At 50.1% G+C, this 26760-nt stretch carries 24 protein-coding genes; 17 read left to right on the top strand and 7 right to left on the bottom strand.

Annotated features, from left to right (window positions below; genetic code table 11):
* Positions 1 to 445: 445 nt before the first annotated feature.
* A complete protein-coding gene (locus D1627_RS04995; protein ID WP_119431152.1) occupies positions 446 to 1735 on the bottom strand; it encodes a hypothetical protein in 1290 nt (429 codons plus the stop codon).
* A gap of 373 nt (positions 1736 to 2108) precedes the next feature.
* Between D1627_RS04995 and D1627_RS04990 the strand changes: the two genes are divergently transcribed.
* From D1627_RS04990 to D1627_RS04920, 15 genes are all read left to right on the top strand, one after another.
* A complete protein-coding gene (locus D1627_RS04990) occupies positions 2109 to 2540 on the top strand; it encodes a CBS domain-containing protein (RefSeq protein ID WP_119431151.1) in 432 nt (143 codons plus the stop codon).
* A gap of 78 nt (positions 2541 to 2618) precedes the next feature.
* Positions 2619 to 3050 carry an NADH-quinone oxidoreductase subunit A gene (locus D1627_RS04985; RefSeq protein ID WP_199688386.1) on the top strand — a complete coding sequence of 144 codons (432 nt, stop codon included), beginning with the start codon at positions 2619 to 2621 and terminating at the stop codon, positions 3048 to 3050.
* 78 nt (positions 3051 to 3128) lie between these two features.
* Positions 3129 to 3767 carry an NADH-quinone oxidoreductase subunit B gene (locus D1627_RS04980; RefSeq protein ID WP_119431150.1) on the top strand — a complete coding sequence of 213 codons (639 nt, stop codon included), beginning with the start codon at positions 3129 to 3131 and terminating at the stop codon, positions 3765 to 3767.
* 260 nt (positions 3768 to 4027) lie between these two features.
* Complete coding sequence (nuoC, locus tag D1627_RS04975) at positions 4028 to 5776, top strand: NADH-quinone oxidoreductase subunit C/D (RefSeq protein ID WP_119431149.1); 1749 nt, start codon at positions 4028 to 4030, stop codon at positions 5774 to 5776.
* Positions 5777 to 6021: 245 nt separating this feature from the next.
* A complete protein-coding gene (nuoE, locus tag D1627_RS04970) occupies positions 6022 to 6486 on the top strand; it encodes an NADH-quinone oxidoreductase subunit NuoE (protein ID WP_119431148.1) in 465 nt (154 codons plus the stop codon).
* An 18-nt stretch (positions 6487 to 6504) separates the two neighbouring features.
* Positions 6505 to 7806 (top strand): NADH-quinone oxidoreductase subunit NuoF, encoded by a 1302-nt coding sequence (gene nuoF, locus D1627_RS04965; protein WP_119431147.1) that lies wholly within the window; start codon positions 6505 to 6507, stop codon positions 7804 to 7806.
* Positions 7788 to 10517 carry an NADH-quinone oxidoreductase subunit NuoG gene (nuoG, locus tag D1627_RS04960; protein WP_119431809.1) on the top strand — a complete coding sequence of 910 codons (2730 nt, stop codon included), beginning with the start codon at positions 7788 to 7790 and terminating at the stop codon, positions 10515 to 10517. The genes nuoF and nuoG overlap by 19 nt, the downstream gene beginning before the upstream one ends.
* Positions 10487 to 11449, top strand: a complete 963-nt coding sequence (gene nuoH / locus D1627_RS04955; protein ID WP_119431146.1) for an NADH-quinone oxidoreductase subunit NuoH — start codon at positions 10487 to 10489, stop codon at positions 11447 to 11449. Before nuoG ends, nuoH begins: the two co-directional genes overlap by 31 nt.
* A gap of 561 nt (positions 11450 to 12010) precedes the next feature.
* Positions 12011 to 12505, top strand: a complete 495-nt coding sequence (nuoI, locus tag D1627_RS04950; protein WP_449421205.1) for an NADH-quinone oxidoreductase subunit NuoI — start codon at positions 12011 to 12013, stop codon at positions 12503 to 12505.
* A gap of 5 nt (positions 12506 to 12510) precedes the next feature.
* Entirely contained in the window at positions 12511 to 13047 is a 537-nt protein-coding gene (gene nuoJ / locus D1627_RS04945) for an NADH-quinone oxidoreductase subunit J (protein ID WP_119431144.1), read from the top strand.
* Complete coding sequence (gene nuoK, locus D1627_RS04940) at positions 13044 to 13352, top strand: NADH-quinone oxidoreductase subunit NuoK (RefSeq protein WP_119431143.1); 309 nt, start codon at positions 13044 to 13046, stop codon at positions 13350 to 13352. The genes nuoJ and nuoK overlap by 4 nt, the downstream gene beginning before the upstream one ends.
* A 4-nt stretch (positions 13353 to 13356) precedes the next feature.
* A complete protein-coding gene (nuoL, locus tag D1627_RS04935; protein ID WP_119431142.1) occupies positions 13357 to 15243 on the top strand; it encodes an NADH-quinone oxidoreductase subunit L in 1887 nt (628 codons plus the stop codon).
* Positions 15240 to 16790 carry an NADH-quinone oxidoreductase subunit M gene (nuoM, locus tag D1627_RS04930; RefSeq protein ID WP_119431141.1) on the top strand — a complete coding sequence of 517 codons (1551 nt, stop codon included), beginning with the start codon at positions 15240 to 15242 and terminating at the stop codon, positions 16788 to 16790. Before nuoL ends, nuoM begins: the two co-directional genes overlap by 4 nt.
* 177 nt (positions 16791 to 16967) lie before the next feature.
* Positions 16968 to 18428 carry an NADH-quinone oxidoreductase subunit N gene (locus D1627_RS04925; protein WP_119431140.1) on the top strand — a complete coding sequence of 487 codons (1461 nt, stop codon included), beginning with the start codon at positions 16968 to 16970 and terminating at the stop codon, positions 18426 to 18428.
* Between the two features lie 684 nt (positions 18429 to 19112).
* A complete protein-coding gene (locus D1627_RS04920) occupies positions 19113 to 19565 on the top strand; it encodes a YbhB/YbcL family Raf kinase inhibitor-like protein (protein ID WP_199688385.1) in 453 nt (150 codons plus the stop codon).
* A gap of 26 nt (positions 19566 to 19591) precedes the next feature.
* Here the strand turns inward: D1627_RS04920 and D1627_RS04915 are convergent, their stop codons facing one another.
* The 4 genes from D1627_RS04915 to D1627_RS04900 all read right to left on the bottom strand — a co-directional run bounded on the left by D1627_RS04915 (position 19592) and on the right by D1627_RS04900 (position 23393).
* Positions 19592 to 20008: a hypothetical protein gene (locus D1627_RS04915; protein ID WP_119431139.1), complete on the bottom strand. Its 417-nt coding sequence runs from the start codon at positions 20006 to 20008 to the stop codon at positions 19592 to 19594.
* Between the two features lie 6 nt (positions 20009 to 20014).
* Complete coding sequence (locus tag D1627_RS04910; protein WP_119431138.1) at positions 20015 to 20869, bottom strand: TIGR02587 family membrane protein; 855 nt, start codon at positions 20867 to 20869, stop codon at positions 20015 to 20017.
* A gap of 323 nt (positions 20870 to 21192) precedes the next feature.
* A complete protein-coding gene (locus tag D1627_RS04905; protein WP_119431137.1) occupies positions 21193 to 21450 on the bottom strand; it encodes a hypothetical protein in 258 nt (85 codons plus the stop codon).
* A gap of 254 nt (positions 21451 to 21704) precedes the next feature.
* Positions 21705 to 23393, bottom strand: a complete 1689-nt coding sequence (locus D1627_RS04900; protein ID WP_158607144.1) for a chloride channel protein — start codon at positions 23391 to 23393, stop codon at positions 21705 to 21707.
* A gap of 459 nt (positions 23394 to 23852) precedes the next feature.
* Here D1627_RS04900 and D1627_RS04895 point away from each other — a divergent pair, with 459 nt between their 5' ends.
* Entirely contained in the window at positions 23853 to 24062 is a 210-nt protein-coding gene (locus D1627_RS04895) for a Sec-independent protein translocase subunit TatA/TatB (RefSeq protein ID WP_119431135.1), read from the top strand.
* 85 nt (positions 24063 to 24147) lie between these two features.
* Here the strand turns inward: D1627_RS04895 and D1627_RS04890 are convergent, their stop codons facing one another.
* Both D1627_RS04890 and D1627_RS04885 read right to left on the bottom strand, forming a co-directional pair.
* Positions 24148 to 24636 (bottom strand): GAF domain-containing protein, encoded by a 489-nt coding sequence (locus D1627_RS04890; protein ID WP_199688384.1) that lies wholly within the window; start codon positions 24634 to 24636, stop codon positions 24148 to 24150.
* Between the two features lie 81 nt (positions 24637 to 24717).
* Complete coding sequence (locus D1627_RS04885) at positions 24718 to 25215, bottom strand: ankyrin repeat domain-containing protein (RefSeq protein WP_119431134.1); 498 nt, start codon at positions 25213 to 25215, stop codon at positions 24718 to 24720.
* 217 nt (positions 25216 to 25432) lie between these two features.
* Between D1627_RS04885 and D1627_RS04880 the strand changes: the two genes are divergently transcribed.
* On the top strand, positions 25433 to 26467 hold the full coding sequence (locus D1627_RS04880) for an LLM class flavin-dependent oxidoreductase (protein ID WP_119431133.1): 1035 nt from the start codon (positions 25433 to 25435) through the stop codon (positions 26465 to 26467).
* The last annotated feature ends 293 nt before the right edge of the window (positions 26468 to 26760 follow it).

Here is a 26760-nt window from a genome sequence, read left to right as displayed (position 1 = left end):
TAGAGCCTCACTATACCGGATAGTATAGCAGCTACACTCACTTTTTACCATAAAAAATATGTTATCCCCCTGGCCAAGTTACGACCCAAGCTAGTGATACGTATGCTATGCAAAAAGTTATATTTTATTATATATTTATTCTAAATATCTTACTTTCCGATAGCTCATTTCCTACTAATTTGAAATATAATGCAGTTCCGGATATAAGTTACGGTTGTTAAAAAGCATAGGCAGCTCTCAATTACTACACAACTTGCACACATCAAAACATAAAAGCAGGCTTATGTTTTAAATATGCTTTCGAATAGATACCAGCTATGACTAAACAGTAAATTCCCCAAAATTTTGTAGATGTGGCTTGTGCGTGTTAAACACATCATTTTACATACCTCATCATCCAAAGTATTTTCTTAAACTACTTAAGCGCCAAGCAGCCTTCATTATCCTAAGAATCTGGGTGCCAGCGTGCCATATGGTTTGCATGGGTGTGCAAGTATGCGCCAGTTTTGTAGAAATGATCGTAAAACTCGAGGTCCAGGTGGTGTGCCTGCAGGTAGGTTAACAGAAATATGGAAGGCACTGTACCCGGGAACTTGCCGAAAGTATCGAATACGTACTGCGCCTGCAAAGCCACACAATCTCTGAACTCTTCGCTGTGTACTTCTGCAGCGCCTCTTACTTTTGCCGATTCTTTCCAGGGCCCAGGGGTAGTTGCATTAAAAGGCCCGCCTGTGCCATACTTCCTATTACAGACTGCTTCTACGGCTGCGCGCATATCCGGGTAGTGCGGTGGGCAGAAACCTTCCATCACGCCTTGCAAGCCTGTGGGGTTAGGGTAGGGCCAGCGCTCATCTGTATCATACCTAAAGCCCAGGCCATCTACTCCAGGTACGCCACTGGCACCTAACACACTAAATAAGTCGATGCCGTCATAGACCCAACCACCAAGGCCCATTGCCTGCAACATCAGATGTCCGGCATAGCAACTGGAGCTTAACTCTACCGAAACTTCCGCCAGCGAGAGTTGTTCCAGAAAAGTGATTGGCCAGTTGTTGCGAATATCTACCAGGTTCTTATACTTTGCAATCCCAGGAATTTCCCGCTTGTTTATATCATCTGTTAGCACCATGCCGTTTTGCAGCATATAGCAAATGCCTAGCAGCACGTGTTGCGAAAGGTCTGCTACCGGAATTACCAGTAGCGTGCCTGGCTTGTTGGCCACCCAGGTATTATGCGCCTCCACGTATGGCACTTCGGCGGGTATACTCAGTCTGCCATTGCTAAGCTTATGAACCTGAGATTTTAGAGCGCTAAGCACAGTTTCTAAGTCCATACTTCCATCTGAGGCCTTATCTGCAGATGCGGCTGCGTCACGGTTATTTAGCACATAAACCCCGCTGTCATCCGTGAAAAAGGTCTTGCTCGTATGAAATCCGGCCGCTGATGGAAACGTTCTGCCTCCTGCCGCGCCGGCATAATTTGATAAGTGGGGTGCATAGCGCTGTGCTCGGTAAATCATGTGGTGCCAACCAGTATTGCCAGCGCACGCAGTTACTACTAACAGCTTTTCTAACTCGGTGAGTGGAAGCGGATCATGCTTGGATTTAAAGGCAAATACCCCGTCTGGAATCTCTGCGCCCTTAAAGAAACGTCGCGAGCGCCGGCCTAAGAGGGCATCCACCAATCCGAAATTCAGCATGTCTTCAAAGCCGGGAGGTATGCCTTGCTTTGCCATAATTATTTTGGTTAAAACTCGATGTTAACTCTCTATTTTTTACTATTAGATACTGTATATGTTTTATAGCCAGATATTTAATTAGCAAAACCCTAAAATCATCTTGCATACATAACATAATCACAAGCTTATTTATGTTTATGCAAGCAGGTTTTTACCTCTAGCGTCAAGCCACACTTACCTAACTGGAAATCAAATCATTGCACATATTTTAAAATTCTTTAATATTAAAATATGTGTCTATAGCCGCGTAGGAATAGTTTTATACTTATTTATTTACTTTTTTAATATTTTTTATACTTATTTCAATTTATCTCCGTATACCAAAAAATAATCAAAAGTTTTTAGTACAACCTTTAAAAAAGGAGGCAGCATGGGAACCGTAAGGCACATCCTTCAGAAAAAAGGCAACCGTATTTTTTCGATTGCCCCCACCTCCACCGTTTATAATGCACTCGAATTAATGGTTGAAAGGGACGTTGGCTCTCTTTTAGTGATGGGAAACGACAAATTTGCAGGCATTTTTACGGAGAGAGATTACGCCCGAAAAGTGATTCTGAAAGGAAAAGCATCTAAGGAGACATTGATTCGGGATATTATGAGTGAGCACCCCGCCACCGTAACACCAGACACAACGGTAGAGCAATGCATGTCGCTCATGACAACGCGTTACATCCGCCATCTACCCGTCATTGAGGACGATAAACTTATTGGCCTTGTCTCTATCGGTGACATTGTGAAGTATATCATCGAGGAACAGAAATTTATCATCGAGAACCTCGAGCATTATATAACAGGGCATTAACGCGGGCAGATCAGGGGTGCGGGCATTGCCGCTCATCAAACAGTTCATAAAAATTAATCGCAGGAGGCGATAAGGGATATGTATGCTCCAGAGGAAAATGCTACGCTGCTGTGGCCTATGGTAGTCTATGGTGCTATTGTGTTGAGTTTAGTTGCAGTCATACTTGGCCTTTCTTATGTATTGGGCCAGCGCCACAACGATCGCGCAACCGGCGAGCCTTACGAGGGCGGCATACTTAGCGCGGGTTCTGCACGCACACGGTTTTCCTCGCAGTTTTACCTGGTGGCTATGCTCTTTGTCATTTTTGACGTGGAGACGGTATTTATACTTTCCTGGGCCATTGCTTTTCGGGAACTGGGCTGGTATGGCTACTTAGGCGTGCTGGTGTTTATTGTGATGCTGGCCGTGGTGCTGGTATACGAGTGGCGCAATGGTGCCTTGGATTTCGGCCCGAGCGGCAGCAAAATACTGGCCGCCTATAAGCGCCTGCTGCAAAAGCCAGCCGCCTGATTTTTTAAATGGATTGGCACAACATCTTTACATACTAATAATCAACAATTTAACCATATAACAATCTAACAATTAACCATGAAATGGTGGCTAAGCAAACCCGATGACCCTGTAAAGGCAGCGAGCGGAACCAGCTCTTACGAGGAAACCATGCAACAAAGCGTGATGCTCAGCACCATGCAGGACCTGCTGGCCTGGGGCCGTAAAAACTCCATGTGGCCCTTCCATTTTGGGTTGAGCTGCTGTTTTGTGGAGATGGCCACCAGCATGACGCCCAAGTATGATGTGGCCCGTTTTGGGGCAGAGGTGATACGAGGCACACCGCGCGAGGCCGATGTGATGATCATTGCCGGAACGGTTTTTATTAAAATGGCCCCGATAATTAAACGTTTGCACGAGCAAATGATGGAGCCGCGCTGGGTGATCTCGATGGGAAGCTGCGCCAACTCCGGCGGCATGTTCGACATTTACAGCGTGGTGCAGGGCGTAGATAAATTTCTGCCCGTGGATGTATACGTGCCCGGTTGCCCTCCCCGCCCCGATGCCTTTATGGAAGGCCTGATGCTACTTGCAGAGTCGGTGGGCAAAGAGCGAAGGCCGCTCAGCTGGACAATCGGCGAGCAGGGCGTGATCCGGCCAAACAAGATCGATGTGAAGGAAAGAAGACAGGAAGCCAGAGCAAATATGACAGAATTCCGCTCGCCGGATGAAGTGTAGGGAGTTATAGAGGTAGAGGGTTTGGGAGTCAAAGGCCTTGTACACTAAAACTGTTCGCTGGTGCGAGCTTGCAGCTCGTACCTTCATAATACCTTACGGTACGAGCTGCAAGCTCGCACCAGCGAACGGCTCTCGTAACAGCGAAAGGCTCTAGTTATTTAATAAAGTTGATAGATCATTACTTATCATAAGAAATAAACCAGGGAAATACATACGCATACATGAGGTAACATAGTCAGGTCATTTTTCAGAATTCACCCATGGAAAACGGGAACAGCATAGTAGCGCAACTGCAAGCGCGGTTTGGCACCGACACGTTCAAGCCGCAAAGCACCAAGGATGATATCCTCACCCTTTGGATGCCGCACGACAAGATCAAAGACGTGCTGGCTTTTCTGAAGCACGACATTCCGCAGCCTTTCCCCCTACTCTACGACCTAACCGCCACCGACGAGCGCACTCGCAAACACGAGAACGGACATGTGCCCTATGCCTTCACCATCATTTACCACCTACTTTCTTTTGAGCGCAACAGCTTTATCCGGCTAAAAGTCGGCTTCCGCGACGAGTTCCCGACAGTGCAAAGTATAAGCAGCCTTTGGGCAAATGCCAACTGGTACGAGCGCGAAGTATACGATATGTTCGGCATCCGCTTTTCGGGGCACCCGCACCTGTACCGCATACTCATGCCGCGCACCTGGGTAGGCCACCCGCTCCGAAAAGAACACCCCGCACGCGCCACCGAAATGGGTCCTTTTGCGCTCTATGATGATAAGGTAGACTTGGAGCAAGCGGCCCTGCAGTTTAAGCCTGAGGAATGGGGACTGCAGCGGCAAAGCGAAGACAGCGATTTCATGTTTCTCAACATCGGCCCGCAGCACCCCGGCACACACGGCGTACTGCGCATTGTGCTGCAACTGGATGGCGAGGATATTGTGGATGCCATACCTGATATCGGTTTCCACCACCGCGGGCAGGAGAAAATGGCTGAGCGGCAGTCGTGGCATACCTACCTCCCTTACACCGACCGCGTGGATTACCTGGGCGGCGTAATGAATAACCTGGCTTACCTGATGGCTGTGGAGAAACTGGCGGGCATCAAGGTGCCAGAGCGGGTAAAGGTGATCCGGGTGATGCTGTGTGAGCTGTTCCGGATTGCCAGTCATCTGGTTTGGTATGGCACTTTTGCCCAAGACGTAGGCCAGCTTTCGCCGGTGTTCTACATGTTTACTGATCGTGAGAAAATTTTCGATATCGTAGAAGCTATAACCGGCGGGCGCATGCACCCGAACTGGTTCCGCATTGGCGGTGTGGCGCAAGACCTGCCCAAAGGCTGGGAAACGCTGGTACAGAATTTTATCAACTACTTCCCGAAGCGGCTGAAGGAGTATGATAATATGGTGATGAAGAACAGCCTGTTTAAGGCACGCACCAAAGGCATCGGCATTTTTACGTTAGATGAGGCCATTGAATGGGGCGTGACCGGGCCGAACCTCCGCGCCTGCGGTTTTGAGTGGGATTTCCGGAAAAAGCAGCCCTACTCCGGGTATGAGATGTTCGATTTTGATGTGCCTACTGCTACCAACGGAGACTGCTACGACCGTGCCGTGGTGCGCGTGGCAGAAATGCGCCAGAGCCTGCGCATCATCGAGCAATGCCTCAAAAACATGCCCGAAGGTCCTTACAAAGCCGATCATCCACTTACAACGCCGCCCATCAAGAAAAACACCATGCACGATATAGAAACCCTGATCACGCACTTTCTGGGTGTGAGTTGGGGACCGGTGATGCCCTTCGGAGAGGCCATGAGTTGCATAGAGGCCACCAAAGGCGCCAACGGCTACTACGTTACCAGCGATGGCAACACCTCACCCTACAGATTGCGGATACGCACGCCCTCGTTCCCGCACATGCAAATGCTGCCTTACATCACCAAAGGCTACACCGTGGCAGACCTGCTTTCCATACTTGGCGCCATGGATTATGTGCTGGCAGATATTGACAGGTAAGAGGTAGAGAGTTTGGGAGTTTGAGAGGTATATAATAAATCGAAGGGACAGGTCGCGACCTGTCCGAGCCGTGGGTAAGTTTAGAATCAGCTAACCGCCGCTGGTGCGAGCTTGTAGCTCGTACCTCAAAAGCATTAAGGAAAAAGGTACGCGCTGCAAGCTTGCACCAACACGAAAATATAAACTAACACGCATACATAAATAAGAAAACAACAATTTAACAATCAGCCATTAAACAATTAAAAATGCTAACTGCCGAGGAAAAACATCAGATAGACCACGAGATCAGCCTGGTGCCGACACCGAAGAACGCCTGCATTGAGGCCCTGAAGATCGTGCAGCACAGCCATGGCTGGGTATCGGATGAGAGCCTGAAGGATGTGGCCGACTATGTGGGCATGTCAACAGCGGAGCTGGACAGTGTGGCCACCTTTTATAACCTGATCTTCCGGAGGCCGGTGGGGCGGCATGTTATCCTGCTCTGCGACAGCATCAGCTGCTATGTGATGGGCTACGAGGACATCCGCAATAAACTATTCGAAAAACTAAGTATAAATTATGGCCAGACAACAGCAGATGGCCGCTTTACCCTACTCCCTAACTGCTGCCTCGGCACCTGCGACTGTGCCCCCGCCCTTATGATTGATAACGACCTGTACCGTAACCTGACGGTGGAACAACTGGATGAGATCCTGATGAAGTATACCTAAAACCAAAGAAGCGGGCCTATGGAAAAGCCGCTTACCCAACACATTGTACCCGGCCGCAAACCACTCAACCTCAAAGCGTATGAGAAAGTGGGAGGTTACCAATCGGTGCGCAAAGCCTTGAAAGAGATGACGCCGCAGGAAGTGCAGGCCCTGGTGAAAGACTCGAACTTGCGCGGCCGTGGCGGTGCGGGCTTTAACACAGGCCTGAAGTGGAGCTTTGTGCCGATGGGGCCGGATGCCGCTACCCCCAAATACCTGGTAGCCAACGCCGACGAAATGGAGCCCGGCACTTTTAAAGACCGCGTATTACTGGAGGGAAATCCGCACCAGCTCATCGAAGGGATGATCGTGTCGGCTTATGCCATTCAGGCAAGTATAAGTTACGTGTTTATGCGCTGGGCCTACAAGCTGGCGGCCAGGGAAATAACCCAGGCAATACAGGATGCTTACGAAGCAGGATACTTGGGCAAAAACATACTTGGCACCGGCTTCGACCTGGAAATGCACTTGCACACCGGCGTGGGCCGCTACATGTGCGGTGAGGAAACAGCCCTGCTCAACGCCCTCGAAGGTAAACGCGCCAACCCAAGAGTCAAGCCGCCTTTCCCGCAGGTCAGCGGCTTGTTCGGCAAACCAACCATCGTCAACAACGTGGAAACGCTTTGCAATATCCCGCACATCATTAATAACGGTGCGGAGTGGTTTAAGAAACTGGGCTTAACCGAGGATGCCGGCACCAAACTATATGGCGTAAGTGGCCGCGTAAAAACGCCCGGCTGCTGGGAGCTGCCCATGGGCACCACCATCCGGGAACTGCTGGAAGTACACGCCGGCGGCATGCAGGACGGCTATCTCTTTAAAGGCCTCTTGCCCGGCGGCGCATCCACAGATTTTCTGGTGGAAGAACACCTCGACCTGCCCATGGATTATCCGTCCATACAAAATGCAGGCAGCCGCATGGGCACGGGCACCATGATAATTTTGGATGACCAAACCTGCCCCGTAGGCTTTGTGCACAACCTGCAGCACTTTTTTGCCCAGGAGTCCTGCGGCTTTTGCACGCCTTGCCGCGAAGGCTTGCCCTGGGTAGAGAAAATACTGCTGGCCATGGATCGCGGCGAAGGCAAGCCCGAACACCTCCTCACCCTCGACTTCCATACCAAATACCTTGGCCCCGGCAACACGTTTTGCGCGCTTGCCCCCGGCGCCATGGAACCCCTGCAGAGCGCCCTGAAATATTTCAGGGAGGATTTTGAACGGCATATACACGAACATCATTGTCCCTGGAGCAAAACCACCGCATGGCAACCATCTATATAGATAACAAACCCTACGACGTAAAAGCCGGAAAAAACCTGCTTGAGGCCTGTCTTTCGCTGGGCCTCGACCTGCCATACTTTTGCTACCACCCCGCCATGGGCTCGATTGGGGCATGCCGCCAATGTGCCGTGAAAGTATACCGCGACGAGAACGACACCAAGGGCAAGCTCTTTATGTCGTGTATGGAGCAGGTGCGCGAAGGCATGCGTGTTTCGATTGCCGATCTGGAGGCCAAAGAGTTCAGGGCGCACGTCATTGGCTGGCTCATGACCAACCACCCCCACGATTGCGCCGTGTGCGACGAGGGCGGCTCCTGCCACCTGCAGGACATGACCGTGATGACCGGCCACAACTACCGCCAGTACCGCTTCGACAAGCGCACCTACATCAACCAAAACCTCGGCCCATTTCTTAACCACGAGATGAACCGCTGCATCCAGTGCTACCGCTGCGTGCGCTACTATAAAGACTATGCCGGCGGCAAGGACCTGGATGTGTACGCCGCGCATAACCATTTATACTTTGGCCGTGCCGAGGATGGCACATTGGAGAGCGAGTTTAGCGGGAATTTAGCGGAAGTATGCCCGACAGGGGTGTTTACTGATAAAACCCTGAAGCAGCACTATACCCGCAAATGGGATCTAACCTCTGCTCCTTCTGTTTGCCACCATTGCAGCCTGGGTTGCAACACCATTGCCGGCGAAAGGTATGGCACGCTCCGCAACATCACCAACAGGTATAACGGTGAGGTGAACGGCTATTTCCTCTGCGACCGGGGCCGCTTTGGGTATGAGTTTGTGAACAGCGCGGGCCGCGTGCGCATGCCGCTGGTGCGCCAGATGCTGCCCGAAGCCACCGATAAGTATACAGCCCTCAAAGCGGCCGCCTCTGCGCTGAAAGCTGGCCGGGTTATCGGCATCGGCTCGCCGCGCGCTTCTTTGGAGTCTAACTATGTGCTGCGCAAGTTGGTGGGCGAGGATAATTTTCATCATGGCGTGTCGGATACCAACCATGACCTCGTGGACATGGCCCTGAACATACTTTGCGAAGGCTCCGCCCCTACACCAACCCTGCAGGAAATTGAGCAGTGCGATGCCGTGTTCATACTTGGCGAGGACCTCACGAATACCGCGCCGCTCATGGCCCTGGCCGTGCGGCAATCCGTAAGGCAGAAACCGATGCTGGAGCAAGTATCCAAAGCCAACATACCGGTATGGCAGGATGCCGCTGCCCGTTCGCTAATTCAATCCGAGCAAGGGCCACTTTTCATGGCGCACTACACGCCGACCAAGCTCGATGAGCTGGCCACCAAAACATACTTTAACGCCCCCGACGATATTGCCCGCCTGGGTTTTGCCGTTGCCAACCTCATTCACCCGGATTCGCCGGAAGTACGGGGCATTAGTGACGAAGATCAGGCGCTGGCGCAGCAAATTGCCGATGCGCTGATGCAAGCCAGCAAGCCGTTGGTTATTTCGGGAACATCCTCCGGAAACGAGCGCGTACTGAAAGCTGCCGCCAACATTGCCCACGCTTTAATTGCCCGCGAGAAAGCAGCAAGTATAAGCCTGGTGGTGCCGGAATGCAACAGCATGGGCTTGGCGATGATGGGCGGCCACAAGCTGGAATCTGCTTTCGAGGCGGTTTTAAACGATTACGCCGATACGGTTATCATCCTGGAAAACGATTTGTTCCGGAGGGCCAGCACCGCGCGCGTAACGCAGTTCCTGGACCGCTGCGAGCAGGTCATCGTGCTGGATCATCTGCACAACGCCACCACAGAAAAAGCCGACATACTTCTGCCAGCCGGCACTTTCTCGGAAGCCGACGGCACGCTCATCAACAACGAGGGGCGGGCGCAGCGCTTTTTCCAGGTGCACGCCACGCCTGAGGAAATTCAGGAAAGCTGGCACTGGCTGGCCGAGTTGGGCACCATCATGGCCGATGAGCAGATCAGCAGTTGGCACGGCTACGACGACATTGTGAAAGCCCTGACCAATGAGATTCCGGCGCTGCGAAGTATAAAAAAGGCCGCGCCTCCCTCCGATTTCCGCATTGCAGGCCAGAAAATACCACGCGAGCCGCACCGGTTCAGCGGGCGCACCTCTATGCTTGCCAATATTAACGTGAGCGAGCCAAAACCGCCGCAAGACCCGGATTCGCCGCTTTCTTATACCATGGAGGGCTACCGCGGCCAGCCGCCATCATCGGTTATTCCCTTTTTCTGGTCGCCGGGCTGGAACTCGGTGCAGGCCACCAACAAATACCAGCAGGAAGTGGGCGGCCATCTCAAAGGCGGCGACCCCGGCATAAGGCTCATCGAACCGATTGGTACCGCGCCTTTTTCCGTAGCCGTGCCGCAGGCATTTGTACCTTTAGAAGGTCATTTATTTATGCTGCCGCTGCACCATACCTTTGGCTCCGAAGAGCTCAGCAACCAGGCAGCCGCCATACAAGAGCGCATCCCTGAGCCTTATGTTGCCATCAACGCCACCGACGCCCAACGCATGAAGCTAAGCGAGGGACAGCTCCTCAGCTTCTCCATCGAAGGGCAGGTATACCAATTACCTATAAAACTAAGCCAGACGATACCCAGCGGAGCTGCCGGCATGCCAAACGGTTTGCCGGGCGTGCCCTTTGCCGAGCTACCCGCCTGGGCCATACTTAACCGAGATATAAAATGGAAGAAGCAGCCCCAAACTACTTTCTGATCATCGGCGGCGTGTTGTTCGTGATGCTCAACGTGGCAGCCGCCCTCATCTGGGTGGAGCGCCGCCTGCTTGCCTTGTTCCAGGACCGCTACGGCCCAAACCGGGCGGGTCCGCTGGGCTTGCTCATTGTGGCCGCCGACTCCATCAAGCTGTTTTTTAAGCAGGACTGGATTCCTCCTTTCGCCGATAAGCCTGTGTTTATACTTGCTCCGGCCATTGTGGTAGTTACCGTGCTCATGAGTTTTGTAGTGATACCGTTCGCGCCGGGCGTGATTGTGGCCGACCTTAACATCGGGCTGCTGTTTTTCCTGGCCATGTCGTCGATGGGCGCTTACAGCATCATACTTGGGGGCTGGGCCTCTAACAACAAGTATAGTTTGCTGGGTGCCATGCGCGGTGCGGCCCAGATGATCTCATACGAGGTTTTCATGGGCCTTTCGCTGATGGGCGTGGTGCTGCTGAGCGGCTCGTTTAGCCTGGTGGAGATTGTGGAGGCGCAGAGCGGCCTGTGGTTCTTCATTCCGCAGATCGTGGGCTTTGTCATCTTTTTCATTGCGGGCATCGCTGAAACGCACCGCCTGCCTTTTGATATTCCGGAGGCTGAAAGCGAGCTGGTGGCGGGTTTCCACTCGGAGTATTCTGGCATGAAGTTCGGGATGTTCTTCATCGGGGAGTACATGGGCATCACCCTGATTTCCTGCATGATCGTGACCTTATACTTTGGGGGCTGGCTCGGCCCGGATTTCCTTCCACCGGTGGTATGGTTTATCCTGAAAACGGCCTTTTTCCTGATGATCTTCATCCTGCTCCGCGCTTCCATGCCCCGCCCCAGGTATGACCAACTGATGGAGTTCGGATGGAAAATCCTGCTGCCGATAACGCTGGTGAATTTGCTGGTAACGGCTGGCGTGGTGCTGTGGGTGAAAGAGTGAGGGATTGAATAACTGAATTTTGAATGAGTGAATTTTGAATGATTGAATAATAAAAAACAAAGCCTAATCGAGCTTTCAGCTTGGAGTGGAAATGAGGCGAGTTTTCAACTTGCGGAAGTATGATGACTGGTAAAATTAAGCTTGTGTCGTTAAGCGCAGGCAAAGTTTATACTTCCGGCATTAGCGAGTTGGCTCATAGCTATAGTATAGTTTGGGTTTATCGCTGGTGCGAGCTTGTAACTCGTACCGCAAACGACATCAAAAAAAGTACGATCTACAAGCTCGCACCAGCAAAGGCATCCAACCACCCCCAACCCCTCCTTGTTTAAGGAGGGGAGTTAAGGTTACTGTTAGTAAAGGTTTCAGGATAGCTCAAGTACTGTAAAAGTTAATTAAGTATAGTGTAAATAGCTTGTGCTACAAAACAACTCAAGTTAAGAAGTAAGAAAATTCCCCGCCTTTGACAAGGAGGGGTTAGGGGTGGTTAGACCCGGTACAGCACAAGTATAAAAAGGAAACTATAAAACGAAAGGAGCAGCTATGTTTAGTTTGTTGCGAAGTATGTGGCTCACGTTTCTGCATGCGTTTCATAAGCGGGAAACCATACTTTACCCCGAGGAGAAACCCATCCTCCCTACCCGTTGGCGTGGCCGCATCGTGCTCACCCGCGACCCTGATGGTGGCGAACGCTGCGTGGCCTGCAACCTGTGCGCCGCCGCCTGCCCCGTAGACTGCATCGCGCTGCAAGCCACCGAAGACGAAACCGGCCGCCGCTACCCCGACTTCTTCCGGATCAACTTTTCGCGTTGCATTTTCTGCGGCTACTGCGAGGACGCCTGCCCCACCTATGCCATCCAGCTCATCCCTGATTTTGAGATGGGCGAGTATAACCGCCAGAACCTGGTGTATGAAAAGAAAGACCTGCTCATCAACAGCGAGGGCAAGTACCCCGGCTACAACTACTACAAGGTGGCCGGCATGGCCATTGGCGGTAAAGGCAAGGGCGAGGCCGAGAACGAAGCCCCTCCGGTAGACATTAAAAGCTTAATCCCCTAAGGCCTATGGAACTCACATTTTATATCGCGGCGGCGGTTGCCATACTTTCCACCATCATGGTCATCACACGCTACAACATGATCCACGCGCTGCTCTACCTGGTGGTGTCGTTTATGGCGGTGGCCGTGGTGTTTTTCACGCTTGGCGCACCGTTTATGGCTGCCCTGGAGATCATCATCTATGCCGGGGCCATTGTGGTGCTCATTATTTTCGTGATCATGATGCTAAACATGATCCAAGAGGACGTGCAGCGCGAAAAAGAGTGGTTGAAGCCCTCGGTTTGGGTGGGCCCTGCCCTGTTGTCGGCGGTGCTGTTGGCCGAGCTGGCTTATATCTTGCTGGGCGCCAATCCCTCGCAAACCGAAGCGCTGGTAGCCGTTGATGCCAAACTGGTCGGGCTGGCGTTGTTTGGGCCCTACCTGCTGGGCGTGCAGCTTTGCGGCATCTTGCTGATGGCGGGCATTGTGGGCGCATACCATTTGGGTAGGCAGAAGAAGAAAGTTATTCACCGGTTTTTACAGGAAAGGAGCGCAGCCGCATGAGTACCGCATCCATGGAAGCCGCTTTGCTGCTGGCAGGTATACTTTTTATGCTCGGTTTGATCAGCGTGCTCATCCGGCGCAACATCATTTTTATGCTGATTTCGGTGGAGATTATGCTCAATGCCGCCGGACTGGCCTTTATTGTGGCGGGCACGCGCTGGGTACAACCCGACGGGCAGATCATGTTCATCTTCATCCTGACCATGGCCGCCGCCGAGGTATCGGTGGGGCTGGCGCTCATACTTCAGATCTATCACCAGCTCAAAACGCTCAACAGCGACGCAGCCAACATCATGAAAGGATAACGCTATGGAAAATCTACTCTGGTTAATTCCGGCTTTGCCATTTTTAGGAGCCATACTTTTAGTGCTTTTTGGAGGGCGCTTGCCTAAGTCTTTGCTGTCTCTTATCGGGGTTGGCAGCGTGGGCGTATCGGCCCTGGTGACGATACTTTTAGGGTTTGAGTTTCTGGCTGAGCGGCCGCTTTATTACCAGCAGGAAGTATGGCAGTGGTTCAGTGTGGCGGGCTTCACGCCTTCCGTTGCCTTTCACGTCGATGCGCTTTCCATGGTTTTCATCTTCGTGATAACCTTTGTGGGATTTCTGATTCACCTCTACGCCACGGCCTACATGGCCGACGAGGCTGATTTCGCGCGCTTCTTTGCCTGCATGAATTTGTTTGTGGGCTCGATGCTGGTACTGGTGCTGGCCGATAACCTGCTGCTTTTATACCTGGGCTGGGAAGGCGTGGGCCTGTGCAGCTACCTGCTCATCGGGTTTTGGTACAAGGAGCCCGCCAACGGCTATGCCGCCCGCAAGGCCTTTATCATCACACGCATCGGCGACACGGCTATGGCCATTGGCCTGTTCCTGCTCTTCCAGCTTTTCGGCACGCTCAACATCCAAACCATACTTTCTGATGCCCCGCAAGTATGGCCGGTGGGTGCCGAAGGTGCTTTGCTGGTAGCCCTGCTGCTTTTAGGCGGCGCGGTGGGTAAATCGGGGCAGTTGCCGCTGCAAACCTGGCTGCCCGATGCCATGGCCGGCCCTACGCCTGTCTCGGCACTGATCCATGCGGCTACCATGGTAACTGCCGGGGTATACCTCATAGCGCGGATGAACGTGGTGTTTGAGCTGGCTCCGTTGGCGCAGCTGCTGGTGGCAGTTGTGGGTGCGGCCACGCTGCTCATTGCCGGCTTCTCGGCCCTCACGCAGTATGACCTGAAGCGCGTGCTCGCCTATTCCACCATCAGCCAGATCGGCTATATGTTTCTTGCGTTGGGCGTGGGTGCCTGGTCGGCGGGCATTTTCCATTTCATGATTCACGCTTTCTTTAAGGCGCTGCTTTTCCTGTGTGCCGGGGCCATTATACTGGCGCTGCACCACGAGCAGGACATGCGGCACATGGGTGGCCTGCGCAAAAGTATGCCCGTCGTGTTCTGGACCTTCCTGATCGGGGCTGGCTCCCTGGCTGCGCTGCCCTTGATTACCGCCGGTTTCTACAGCAAAGACCAGATTCTATGGTATGCGCTGGCCGGCGAGAATGGCAATGTATGGCTGTACGCTGCCGGCCTTGCCGGAGCTTTTGTTACCTCCATTTATACCTTCCGGATGGTGTTTCTCACGTTTTATGGGCCGGCCAAAACCCATGTATCGCATCCGCCGGGCAAGCTTATCACCATACCTTTAATTTTGCTGGCCATACTTTCGCTGGTGGGTGGGTTTATCGAGTTGCCCCACAATTTCGGGCATTTGGTGTTGTTCTCTGAGCTGCTGCAACCGGTGCTGCCTGCCATCGAGGCCAGCGCCAGCCTGGCGGCAAACGAATGGCTTTTCCAGCTGCTGGCGGCGGTTGTATCGCTGGGAGGTGTGTTTGTGGCTTACCTGTTCTACATCAAAAGTCCTTACCTGCTGCACCGCCTCATGCACAATGGCTTGGCTGTGCGTCTGCAGCAGTTCTGGTTTGCCGGCTGGGGCTTCGATGCGCTGTACGATAACCTGTTTGTGCGGCCTTACGTGTTCCTCGCCAACCTTAATAAGCGCGACATTATCGACAGCTTTTATACCGGGCTCGCCCGCACGGCCGAGGGTTTCCATGTGATGCTGTCGCAGAGCCAGAACGGGGTGTTGCGAAGTTATGTGATGGGCATTGTAGTCGGCGCCATCATGATTCTAACCATAAGTCTATTCCTATGATACTGCTCTGGATGATCGTGCTTTTGATGGCTGGCGGCGTGTTGGCCTGGCTCGCTAAAAGGTGGCACCCGGTGCTGCCCCGCTGGATTGCGCTGTTCGCCATCCTCACCGATCTTATACTTGCCTGCTACCTTTGGCTCGGCACGCCAACGGCTGTTACCGGTTCGTCGCCCTGGCTCGTTCGCCTCGAAATTCCCTGGGTTCCGCAGTGGGGCGTCAATTTTATACTTGCCCTCGATGGCCTGAGTCTGCTCATGCTGCTGCTTACTTTCTTCTTGGGTGCGCTGGCCGTGCTTATTTCCTGGCGCGAGATCAGTACTAAATCCGGTTTCTTTTACTTTAACCTGCTCTGGGTGCTGGCTGGCATCACCGGGGTTTTCCTGACCATGGATCTGTTCCTGTTTTACTTTTTCTGGGAGGTGATGCTGATCCCGATGTACTTTCTAATCGGGGTTTGGGGCCATGCCAACCGCAATTACGCCGCCTACAAGTTTTTCCTGTTCACGCAGGCGTCGGGGCTGCTGATGCTGCTAGCCATACTTGGTTTATACTTCATCCACGGTAGCCAGACGGGCATTTATACGTTCAATTACTTTGAGCTGCTCGAAACCACCCTCGACCCGCTGGCTGCGCGCCTGCTGATGTTCGGTTTTCTGGCCGCCTTCCTGGTGAAGTTGCCGGTGGTGCCATTCCATTCCTGGCTACCCGATGCGCACTCCGAAGCACCCACGGCGGGCAGTATCATACTTGCCGGGCTGCTACTCAAAACGGGGGCCTATGGCCTGCTGCGCTTTGTGCTGCCGCTGTTCCCGGGTGCCGCCCTGGAGTTCGCGCCCTGGGCCATGCTGCTCGGTGTGGTAGGGATAATCTACGGGGCCATACTTGCCTTCTCGCAAACCGACCTGAAACGGCTGGTGGCTTATACCAGCGTGAGCCACATGGGCTTTGTGATTCTGGGAGTGTTTGCCTTTAACGAGTGGGCGCTGCAGGGTGTGGTGATGCAGATGATCGCGCACGGACTGAGCACCGGCGCGCTGTTCGTCATCGCTGGCTTTTTGTACGAGCGCCTCCATACCCGCGACATACAGCAAATGGGTGGTTTCTGGTCCAAAGCCCCGAAGATGGGCGTGATTGCGCTTATTTTCGTGATGGCCTCGCTGGGACTGCCGGGACTGGGCAACTTTATCGCGGAGTTTCTTACACTGGTCGGCTCCTGGCAGGCTAATAACTGGCTCACGGTTTTCGCCACCATCGGGCTGGTGCTGGCCACTGTATACTCGCTGCGCATCATGCAGAAAGTGTTTTACGAGCCCGCCCCCACCGATCGCCCGCTCCCGGACCTGAACGCGCGTGAACTGCTCATCACTCTTCCGATGGTGGTGCTCATACTTTGGCTCGGCCTCTACCCACAACCCATACTCGACACCGCTCGGCCAAGTATAAACCAGCAGCTCGAAGCCTATCAGGAACCTGAGGTAGAAGAGAAGAAAGTGGTTGTGGCAGAGGTGCCGGAAGTGGAGTTAGGAATTGAGAAAATGAGTGAGTAAAAGTATTTTGCTGGCGCGGGTTTGCAACCCGTGTCTAACTATAAGGTCGGATTTGTAATCCAACTGGGCCACAGGCCCAAACTCTACGCAAATTAATTAGCATTTTTGCTGGCACGAGCTGCAAGCTCGTGCCAGCAAAAATGATGAACATATTCAAAGCTCCAAATTAATAAAACCATGAGCCAAAACGATTTTTTACACCTGATGCCACTGCTCATACTCACGTTTGCGGCCCTGCTGATCATGCTAGTGATCGCGGCTTGGCGCAACCATAAAATCATTTATGTCATCACGGCCATTTCGTTTGTGGCTGCCTTTCTTTCACTTTTTGAGTTGCGCGCGGTTACGGAATATACCATCGAGCCGCTGCTGGTCATTGATGGCTTTGCCGTGTTTTACATAGGCCTAATGCTGGCAACTGCGCTGCTCATCAGCATGCTGTCATATGCCTATTTCGAGCAGCAAAAGGAGCAGAAAGAAGAGTATTATATCCTGCTGATTCTAGCTACTTTGGGCGCATGCGTCTTAGTGATCAGCAAGCATTTCGCCTCGCTGTTTCTGGGCCTGGAGGTACTCAGTGTGGCTTTGTATGCGCTTATTTCATACTTGCGGGTACGGGAACGCTCCGATGAGGCGGGTATTAAATACTTGATTCTGGCGGCTTTTTCGTCGGCTTTTCTGCTTTTCGGGATGGCGCTGGTTTACTTCAGCACCGGCATCATGACGTTTGAGGGAATTGCGGCGGCTATGTCGGGGTACCGAGAGTTGCCCATGCTGCTGCTTACCGGCTTTGGGATGATGATCATCGGCATCGGGTTTAAACTCAGCGTGGTGCCATTCCATATGTGGACGCCCGATGTGTATGAAGGCGCGCCTGCCCCGGTTACGGCTTTTGTTGCTACGGTTTCCAAGGGCGGTGTGCTGGGCCTGCTGATTCGCTTTTTTATGGAGGTGGATGGTTTCCGCTACCCTACCCTGCTGCTGATCTTTACCATCGTGGCCGTTGCCTCCATGTTTGCCGGCAACCTGCTTGCCCTGATGCAGCAAAACGTAAAGCGCATCCTGGCGTACTCATCCATCTCGCACTTAGGCTACTTATTGGTGGCTTTTCTGGCAGGTAGCCAGATGGGTGTGGAGGCTATTACCTTTTACCTCGTCGCATACTTCATCACAACAGTTGGGGCTTTCGGCGTGATTGCCATGCTCTCGGATAACAGCCGCGATGCCGAGCAAATGGACGATTTCCGAGGCCTGCTCTGGCGCCGCCCCTGGACGGCCACGGCCTTTACCGCCATGCTACTCTCGCTGGCTGGCATACCGCTTACCGCCGGTTTTGTGGGTAAATTCTATGTGCTGGCAGCAGGCGTGAATACGCAAAAATGGCTACTGGTAGCCATGCTTGTGCTCAACAGCGTGATCGGTTTATACTATTACATCAAGGTCATCGCGGTCATGTTTCAGCAACCCGATACCGAGAAAGAACCAGCCATCAGGCTGCGGCCTTCCATCTACATCGCCAGCGTGGGCACATTGGCCGTTCTAACGCTGCTGCTGGTGTGGGTGGGTGTATACCCGACTGCTTTGGTGGATATGATACAGAGTATGTTTGCCGAGGTTCCTACGCTGGTGGCAAGGTAGAGTTAATCATTGTATGATTAAGCCACATCTTTATAAATAATTACAATACTTTATTAATTGGATTTGCTGTTGTAGATTATTTCAGCCGTAAACCAATAGACGAGGGCAACGGCTGCCACATATAACTTCCCTATTGAACTCCAGATTCCTCCTCTAATACGGTTGCGCGGGCCTTACTTTCGGAGCTAAATTATGTAAGTCTTAGGATTAAGATACTTTAAAAACATAAAAAGTCCGTGCTATCTATTACACACAAATGGCCTAGGCGATTTATAGTATCTCATTTTGCAACACGAGGGTATTGTATGGCAAAAAGCGCCTGTAATCAGCTTATAGCATTAACAGTGTGCACTAATTTTTACCAAAATTGGTCGTAGAATTTTTTGGAAGGTTTTTCCCTACCATACAGGTAGTACGCCAGGTAAGCTATGCCATAAATTGCAATGACCAACCCTATTATTAAAGTTTCCATGATTCAATATACAAAAATAATTAAATATTTCCTTAATAATATTTTACGTAATTACTGAGATAATGTCAGTAAGCTGCATCACAGGCTATAAAAAAACAACTTATACTAACGTGCTGGTTATATGATTTTTAACGTATATCCTATGTATGGCCTTGCGCTATTTTATGAAGCCTTTAGTTTGCGTTGCTAGTGAACAGAAACAGAATGTACCTATGGAAACACTTATACTTAACCGGATTGAAATCAGTAGCCCGTCTTTTAAGGAGGGAGAAAACATCCCTACAAAGCATACCTGCGATGGCGAAAACATAAGTCCTGCGCTGGAAATCGGTGCATTACCGGAAGGTGTACTTAGCCTGGCACTTATAGCAGATGACCCCGATGCGCCTGCTGGCACCTGGACTCATTGGCTAATGTGGGATATCCCACCACTCAATGGTATACCCGAAGGCGCAGCACCAGGCATACTAGGCCGCAACGACTTTAACCAAACAAATTATGGCGGCCCCTGCCCACCCTTAGGAACGCATCGATACTTTTTTAGAATGTATGCCCTCAATTGCACGTTAAATCTGCCAGAAGGCAGCACGAAAGATGAGCTTTTAGAAGCAATGAGGAACCATGTACTAGCCAGTGGCGAATTAATGGGCGTATACAGCAGGTAAGTAGAGGTACTGCTTACGTATTAAGGTCAGGGCTTTTTATAACTTACGACCCTGGCCTGCAACGAATCTGTGGGCGCTGCTGGCCCTGAAAACCCAACCCAACCTTCGCGCTTTGATTGCTGGGGTGCAAAGGGCAATTGGAGTTCGGCCTTTTCCGGTTCTGCTCCTTGTTTTACCAACGTAAACTCAATTGTAACCTCTTCAGCTGTGGCACCCCCTTTGTTGTGTAACACCACATGGTATCGGTTTGGGGCATGCTTAGCAGGCTCTAGCCAGGTTTCCACGAATAGCTCTGGAGTAGAAGGTTCTTGGATGTAGCTTTTGTAGCCTAGGTAACCGATAATGCCAAGCACGAGTAGCAGACTTATAACAAATACCGACCACTCCAGCCAGTTTTTCTCAGTAGTAAAGGGTTGCTCTTCACTTTGTTTTTTCTGATTCATGCGTAATTATTTTATTAGAAGGCGTCCGGCGGAAGCACCCAATGAGGCCAGCACGCCCAACACGATAACCTGGCTAAACCCAACCCAAAAGCTAACCCCATCAAACCTACCGAAAAACCAGAGTATGAATGCCGAAGCCCCAAGCGCCGTAAGGTAGCTCAGGCAGGTATCGAACGTCATGTTGTAAACTAAATTCTTTGAACTTAACCCGGAAGTACCTCTAAAATCGCTGAAGTAAACTACGATTATACTTAGTAACAACGAACCGAGTGCCATTGCAAACACATGATCCGGGCTAGCCTCCAGTGCAATCATAACTATTTCTTCGGTGGGCGCGGCGTTACCCCCTATCACAATGGCACCGCACAACCCCAGCACAAAGAGCGCCCTTTTTGAATCACGAAGACTTGGCCGTTCGTTGTCGCGCTCTTTTTTCTCCTCATAGGCTTCGGCTCCCAATTGCGCCGTACCAATCGAAACTCCAATAGATACAGCCATTGCTTCAATGATCAATTTTCCCATAAGTTCATCTATCATCATCCCCGACAGCTGAATTCTATTGAGCATCAGGAGCACTACAAAGGAGATCAGTAGGCCGATCCCCATTTCCTCAATGGAATCAATGAAAACGCTGGGCCAGGAGGCATCCGGGTGCATGCCAGCGAACTTATTATAGCCTAACAGCAGCAGATACGTCACGATAACTAACACGAGTAAATCCTGGGGTTCTGCAACAAAACCTGCCCACCATACTTCCATAGTATAAAGCAGTGGGAAACTAAAAAGTAATCCTCCTGCAATTCCGCGGGCGTACTCTTTTAAGGATTTACGAAGTGATCTTCCGTTAATTTTTACTGCCATTAAGCCCCATGCCTATCATTAAACCAACTGTTTAGCAACCCCAGGTATCATGATGGCTGAAAAACTGCTGGTGTTTACGCGCAGGCTGGCAAAAAGTATATATTATTTATCAGTATCGTGATTGCTTTAATGAGTGCAATCCTTCAACAGTTTCTTAGGCTGCACAACTGGAATTTAAAAGTATAGTTTAACAAAACTGGATAAACGCATTGCTGTAATGACGCAAACACAAAGAGCGCCAGTTCTTTGCCAGCGCTCTCCGTGTATAAAATTAATTTTAGACTGTTCTATTCATGTATTTCCGGGAAACAGTTAAAAAAGGATTACATACCATCGGGTTTGTAGCCATAATTCATACTTATGAAATCCTTGTACGACAGTGGATCCGGCACAACTGGCTCCAGGTGTTTAGGGTAAATGCCTGCCGATGCACTACCGTTGTTCGCGGGCCGGTCGTTGCCACGCATGCACCCGCTTGGGGTTACCGAGGTCTTTGCCCATTTCTCAAGGTTAGGAGGTACCATGGTTGGGTGCTTTGCCACCTTTCTTAAACCCTTCCTCGTTTCTTCTGCACGTGCCATAGCTAGTAGGTTTAATGGTTAGAGCGGCTCTATTCCTGCTTGCTTTGTTGCGGTGGGTCAACCAAGTTGAGATGGAAGTAAACCTGATTTGTAACGCGCCGCCCATTGCTACAAACTAGGTTTTGATATAACGCATTTTGGATGCAAGCCTTTGCAAGTTTCTACTATAGTATACGTCACAAGCAACTTTATTGCACTGAAATTCAGCACTTTTAACTAAAAACACAAAGCTGGCAATTGTTTAAGGTTTATACTTAGAAAAACCTGTTAACCCGTGTAAGTTCGTTGCGGTATTGTGTGAGAAGCCGACTTTTGGAGATGAAGCCTTTAAACTTGCCTTTACGCACCACTGGCAAAGACCATACTTTATACTTATCGAACTTGTCTAGTACTTCAGCCGCCGACTCGTCAATATCCACAGTGGTTGTGGGTGGGTGCATCAGGTCTTTCCCATAGATTGTATCGTAGTTTGAGATATCGCCCAGCATGCCCCGGATATCGTTAAGGGTAATTACACCCAGCAGATTATTCTGATCATCCAGAACCTGCAACACATCTTTGTTAGAATTAGAGAAGCTCTCCAACACTCCCCGAAAGCTTGTATTTTCACGCACTGGCGTATGCTCCTCTTCAATTAACTGGCTAATGTTAAGCTGGTTCAGCAGTATCCTGTCCACCCGAAATGCCTTGCCTTGCCCTTTTGGTTGCTCCACACTACGCCGCAGGTTCTCGATGTAGTACTTTAAGAAGTATGAAACGGCACATACAAGCATCAGCGGCACGAAAAGCTGGTAACTCTGTGTTATTTCGGCCACCAAGAATATAGCAGTGACCGGCGCATTCATGACGCATGCAAATACGCTCGCCATGCCCAAAAACATAAAGGTAGCCTGGTTGAGCTCGTAAAAAGGAAATATCAGGATGACAACCTTATAGTATAGAAAGCCCAGAAACCCGCCGGTAATCAGGGATGGCGCAAAATATCCGCCCTCTCCGCCTGAGTTTACGCATATACCCGTACTCACAGGTTTAACCATGGTTATCAGAAAGAAGAAAAGGAGGTTGAACCAAACTGTATTTGGCAAAGCGGCAAGCGGCGAGTTAACCAAAAGCGAGTGCTCTTCTGAGTTCAGCAGGGCGTCTATACTTACATAACCTTCGCCATACATGGGCGGCAGCAGGAAAATTATACTACCTAAGGCAAGCCCGCCGGCCAGCGCACGCACATATGGGTTTTTTATTCTGGAAAAATACTTTGCGCAATAGCTATAAGTACGGAGCAGGTAAGCAGACATAAGCATGCCCAATACACCTAAAAGTATGACTAACGGAATTTCCTCGTAGGCAAAATCCGTTAAGGGCACCTCGAAACGCAGGTGCTGCCCCATAATAAACTCGAACAGGATCTTACCGGCGGCTGCTGCCACCAGCAGCGGAATAAGCAATGTGGGTGTAAACTCCGGCAGGATAGTTTCCAAGGCAAAGATGAACCCTCCCATCGGCGCGTTATAGACAGCCGAGATACCTGCGGCTACTCCGCAGCCCACCAGCAGGGTCCGTAGCCGGTAGCCTAATCCTAGAAACCGCCCCACGTTAGAGCCTACTGCCGCCCCACTCGTTATAATGGCGGCCTCCACGCCGGAGCTGCCCCCAAAACCAATTGTTAACCCGGTAGTTATAAATTTAGAATAAATGAGCCTGAACCGTATGACCGACGCATTTTTTTCGATGGCTTCTATAACGTTTCGAGCACCGCTGAAGTACGCTATATTCCGAAATACGCTCTGGTTTAAAGAGGTAACAATTAGAAACCCGATCAGAGGCAGCAAGAAGTACAAAAGCTTGGGCGCGAAGTATACTGCATACCCCTCAATGTAGAAGATGATGGTTTTGATCAGGATGGCCGAGAGGCCCACTACTAAGCCAACTATTACGCTAAGCATGAATGGCATGATGCGATTATTACGCTGCCGCTTACGCCACTTAAAAAACGCCAGTTGATATCGGTTTAACCTGCTCATCTACACATATAGTAGTATAAACCTATATAGGTTTCATAAAATATAAGTCGCTCTGGATTTTTATTTAGTCTGCTTGAATATGGCTAGCTACACCAAGCAAGCCTGCTCCTGCATCATACTCTACCTATTTGCTTCTACAACGCTTATGCTAGCAGTACGCATTTGCACCTTTTCCGGGTAAGCATCGTAGACTTTAAAGTATAGTTCACTGAAAAGTATAATTTTCGGTCCTGATCAAAGTTGTTCCTGCCTTTAACTAGGGTACTATGATTAAATCTTAGTGCTGCTTTTCCGCTGGTCATATTCACTGGTTTTAAAATTCTGGAGCGGTTCAGTAAACGTAAGGTTTTTAAAGCTATTATTTTTTACTAACTTAAAATTATGGAAAGTAACACGATATTATTGTTTATGGGCTTAGGCGGGATGGAAATATTTTTAATCATTGTAGCCCTGCTATTGCTCTTCGGTGCTAAAAAAATCCCTGAATTGGCAAGAGGCATGGGCCGCGGGATCCGTGAATTTAAGGATGCAACCAATGAGGTTAAAAAAGACCTGGAAGATTCTGACCAGAATCCCCAGCATCGCCCATAAGGTGTAGACAAGTTTATGCTATAAAAAAGGAGCAGCCCAATTTTACGAGCTGCTCTTTTTTACTTATGCTCTTTTTAAAGTCAGGTTATATTGTCTCTGCTGTTTGCTTATAAATGCAGCGGCTTATCTCCTCCCCTATTCTCATCAAATCATTTTTCTCCGTTTCGGTAAAATCATAGGGTATAGGTTTAGCGATTCCAAGTGTACCATATAGTTTCCCGTTGAGTAACATGGGTACGGCAATGGAGCCTTCTACCTTTGTTTCTTTGGCAGCAGGCCGCGCCACACCCGACTCATCGGTTTGCAGGTTACACATTTCGACGGGTTGCCTGCGCGCGGCAGCTATTCCGGCCATACCTTTGCCTATAGGAATTGACGCCATTTTAGGCAATAAAAAATCAGGAATGCCTTGTTGCGCCTTTATTACCAGGTGATCACTTTTATTATCCAACGTATGTAATGTGCCTGTAGAACAGTTGAAAGTTTCTATAACTGTTGCTAGTAAGTGCTTCCAGGGCATTTCTGTAGTAGTATTTTGTAAAGTATAAAGTATGGCTTCGGTTTTAGAATGCATATAATCTGATTTAAAGTACACTAGGAAGATCAGAGAAATTATAAACTTAAATAGTAATCAACTGAATCACACTTAAGCCTCTTATTCTGTTTTTTCCTGCGTGAGTAGTACAATAGCTTCTTCGTTACCCTGCTGATGTGCAAGGTCGAGCGCTGAGAGGCCCTGAACATCTCTAAGTGAAGTATCTGCGCCACATTCCAGCAATACTTTAGCTAGTTCGTTTCTTCCGAAAAGAGTAGCAAACATCAAAGCCGTTCCTCCGTTGCCGTTTACCGCATTAATATCAGCCCCCTTTTCGATCAACAGCCGTGCAACTTCATGATATCCCTTAAAACTTACCCCCATTAGGGCTGTGTTACCACTAGCATCGCGCGCATTTGCTTCTGCTCCTGCATTAAGAAGAAGACGGGTGACCTCCAGGTTACCATCATAACTAGCAATTATCAGTGCTGTGTAGCCTCTGGCATCAGTAGCATTCAAGTCAATCCCATCTTCAATTTTTTGCTTGATATAACTCACATCTCCCCTTCGGGCAGCATCAATTAGTAAATCTTTCTCGTTGCTAGAATAAAGTGTCATAGATAAATTGATATAAAATTGGTGCCTACAGGTCCTACGTGTCTGAAGATTAATTGGCTGCCTTCTTATTTCTGAGCATTCAATGTATACTCTCACCCAAATCTAATTTGGCTATTATATACAGAACTGATATATTTTTACTTTATAAATTACCTAATAAACATTATACTATTATACTTGTTTAGACCATTACGTATAATATATATTAGTTAAAAGCATGAATAGCCAAAGTAAAAAGCTTGAAGACACACCGCTTTCCGTACTTGACCTTGTTCCTATCTTACAAAATAAATCAGCCTCGGACTCTTTTAAAAATAGCCTTAACTTAGCCAGGCATGTTGAAAAACTTGGTTTTACACGTTATTGGATGGCTGAGCATCATAATATGGCCGGAATTGCCAGCTCAGCAACATCAGTTTTGATAGGATATATAGCAAACGGCACCTTCAAGATCAGAGTTGGTTCGGGGGGCATCATGTTGCCAAACCACGCACCGCTAATTGTTGCAGAACAATTCGGTACGCTAGAATCATTATACCCTGGTAGAATTGATTTAGGATTAGGAAGAGCGCCAGGATCAGACCAGCAAACTGCGATAGCTTTACGCCGTGACTTGAGGGGAAACGTAGAGGATTTTCCGCAACATGTAACTGAACTCCTTAAGTACCTCGGGCCAGTTGATCCGGCAGCGCGCGTAAGGGCGGTGCCCGGCGAAGGAACTAACGTACCAATTTGGCTCCTTGGTTCTAGCACATATGGAGCTCACTTAGCCGCACACTTAGGGCTGCCCTACGCTTTTGCAAGCCACTTCGCACCCGCAAGTTTACATGCCGCGCTTAAAGTATACCGTGAGAATTTCAGGCCTTCAGAAACTCTTGAGCAGCCATACGCTATGGCTTGTGTCAATGTGGTTGCTGCAGATTCCGATAACGAGGCTAACAAGCTGGCAACCTCCTTGTATACTTCCTTTCTAAATGTAATTCGGGGCACTGCCAACCCCATGCTCCCTCCTGTCGAAAGTATGGATGACCTTTGGGATACCTCTGAAAAGTATGCCGTGCAGCAAATGCTACGCTATTCCTTTATTGGGTCTAAAGCCACTGTACAAGAAGAGATGCAGGCCTTCCTGGATGAGACGCAGGTTGACGAGCTAATGATATCCACTGGTATCTACGAGCAATCAGCAAGGCTCCATTCCTATGAACTGCTTGCTGAACTTGGGGTACTAGAAAAGGCTACATTTTTAAAGTAAAAAGTAGGGCCGGCTGCATTGAGCAACCGGCCCTTGATGGTTATTGCAATATATTTAGCACTTATGGCTAAAAATTTACAAATGAGTACTATGTAAGCAAAGTATGATTTGGTGTTCGGCCTGAATGCCTAGCTTGTATTAGACCTATCAGCAATCAAGGAGCAGATTACTCCTCCGGCACACACCAGAGTATAAATCCAAGAGTAATCGAGTTATGTAGTCCGAGCCAGAATCCAGAGAGTACTGCTAGCGCCTGCGCTGTCCCGGTGTGGTGTTGTTGCTATAACGCAAGA

It is taken from the genome of Pontibacter oryzae (assembly GCF_003576375.1).
Taxonomy (GTDB): domain Bacteria; phylum Bacteroidota; class Bacteroidia; order Cytophagales; family Hymenobacteraceae; genus Pontibacter; species Pontibacter oryzae.
This window is presented reverse-complemented; position numbering and strand designations above follow the sequence as displayed.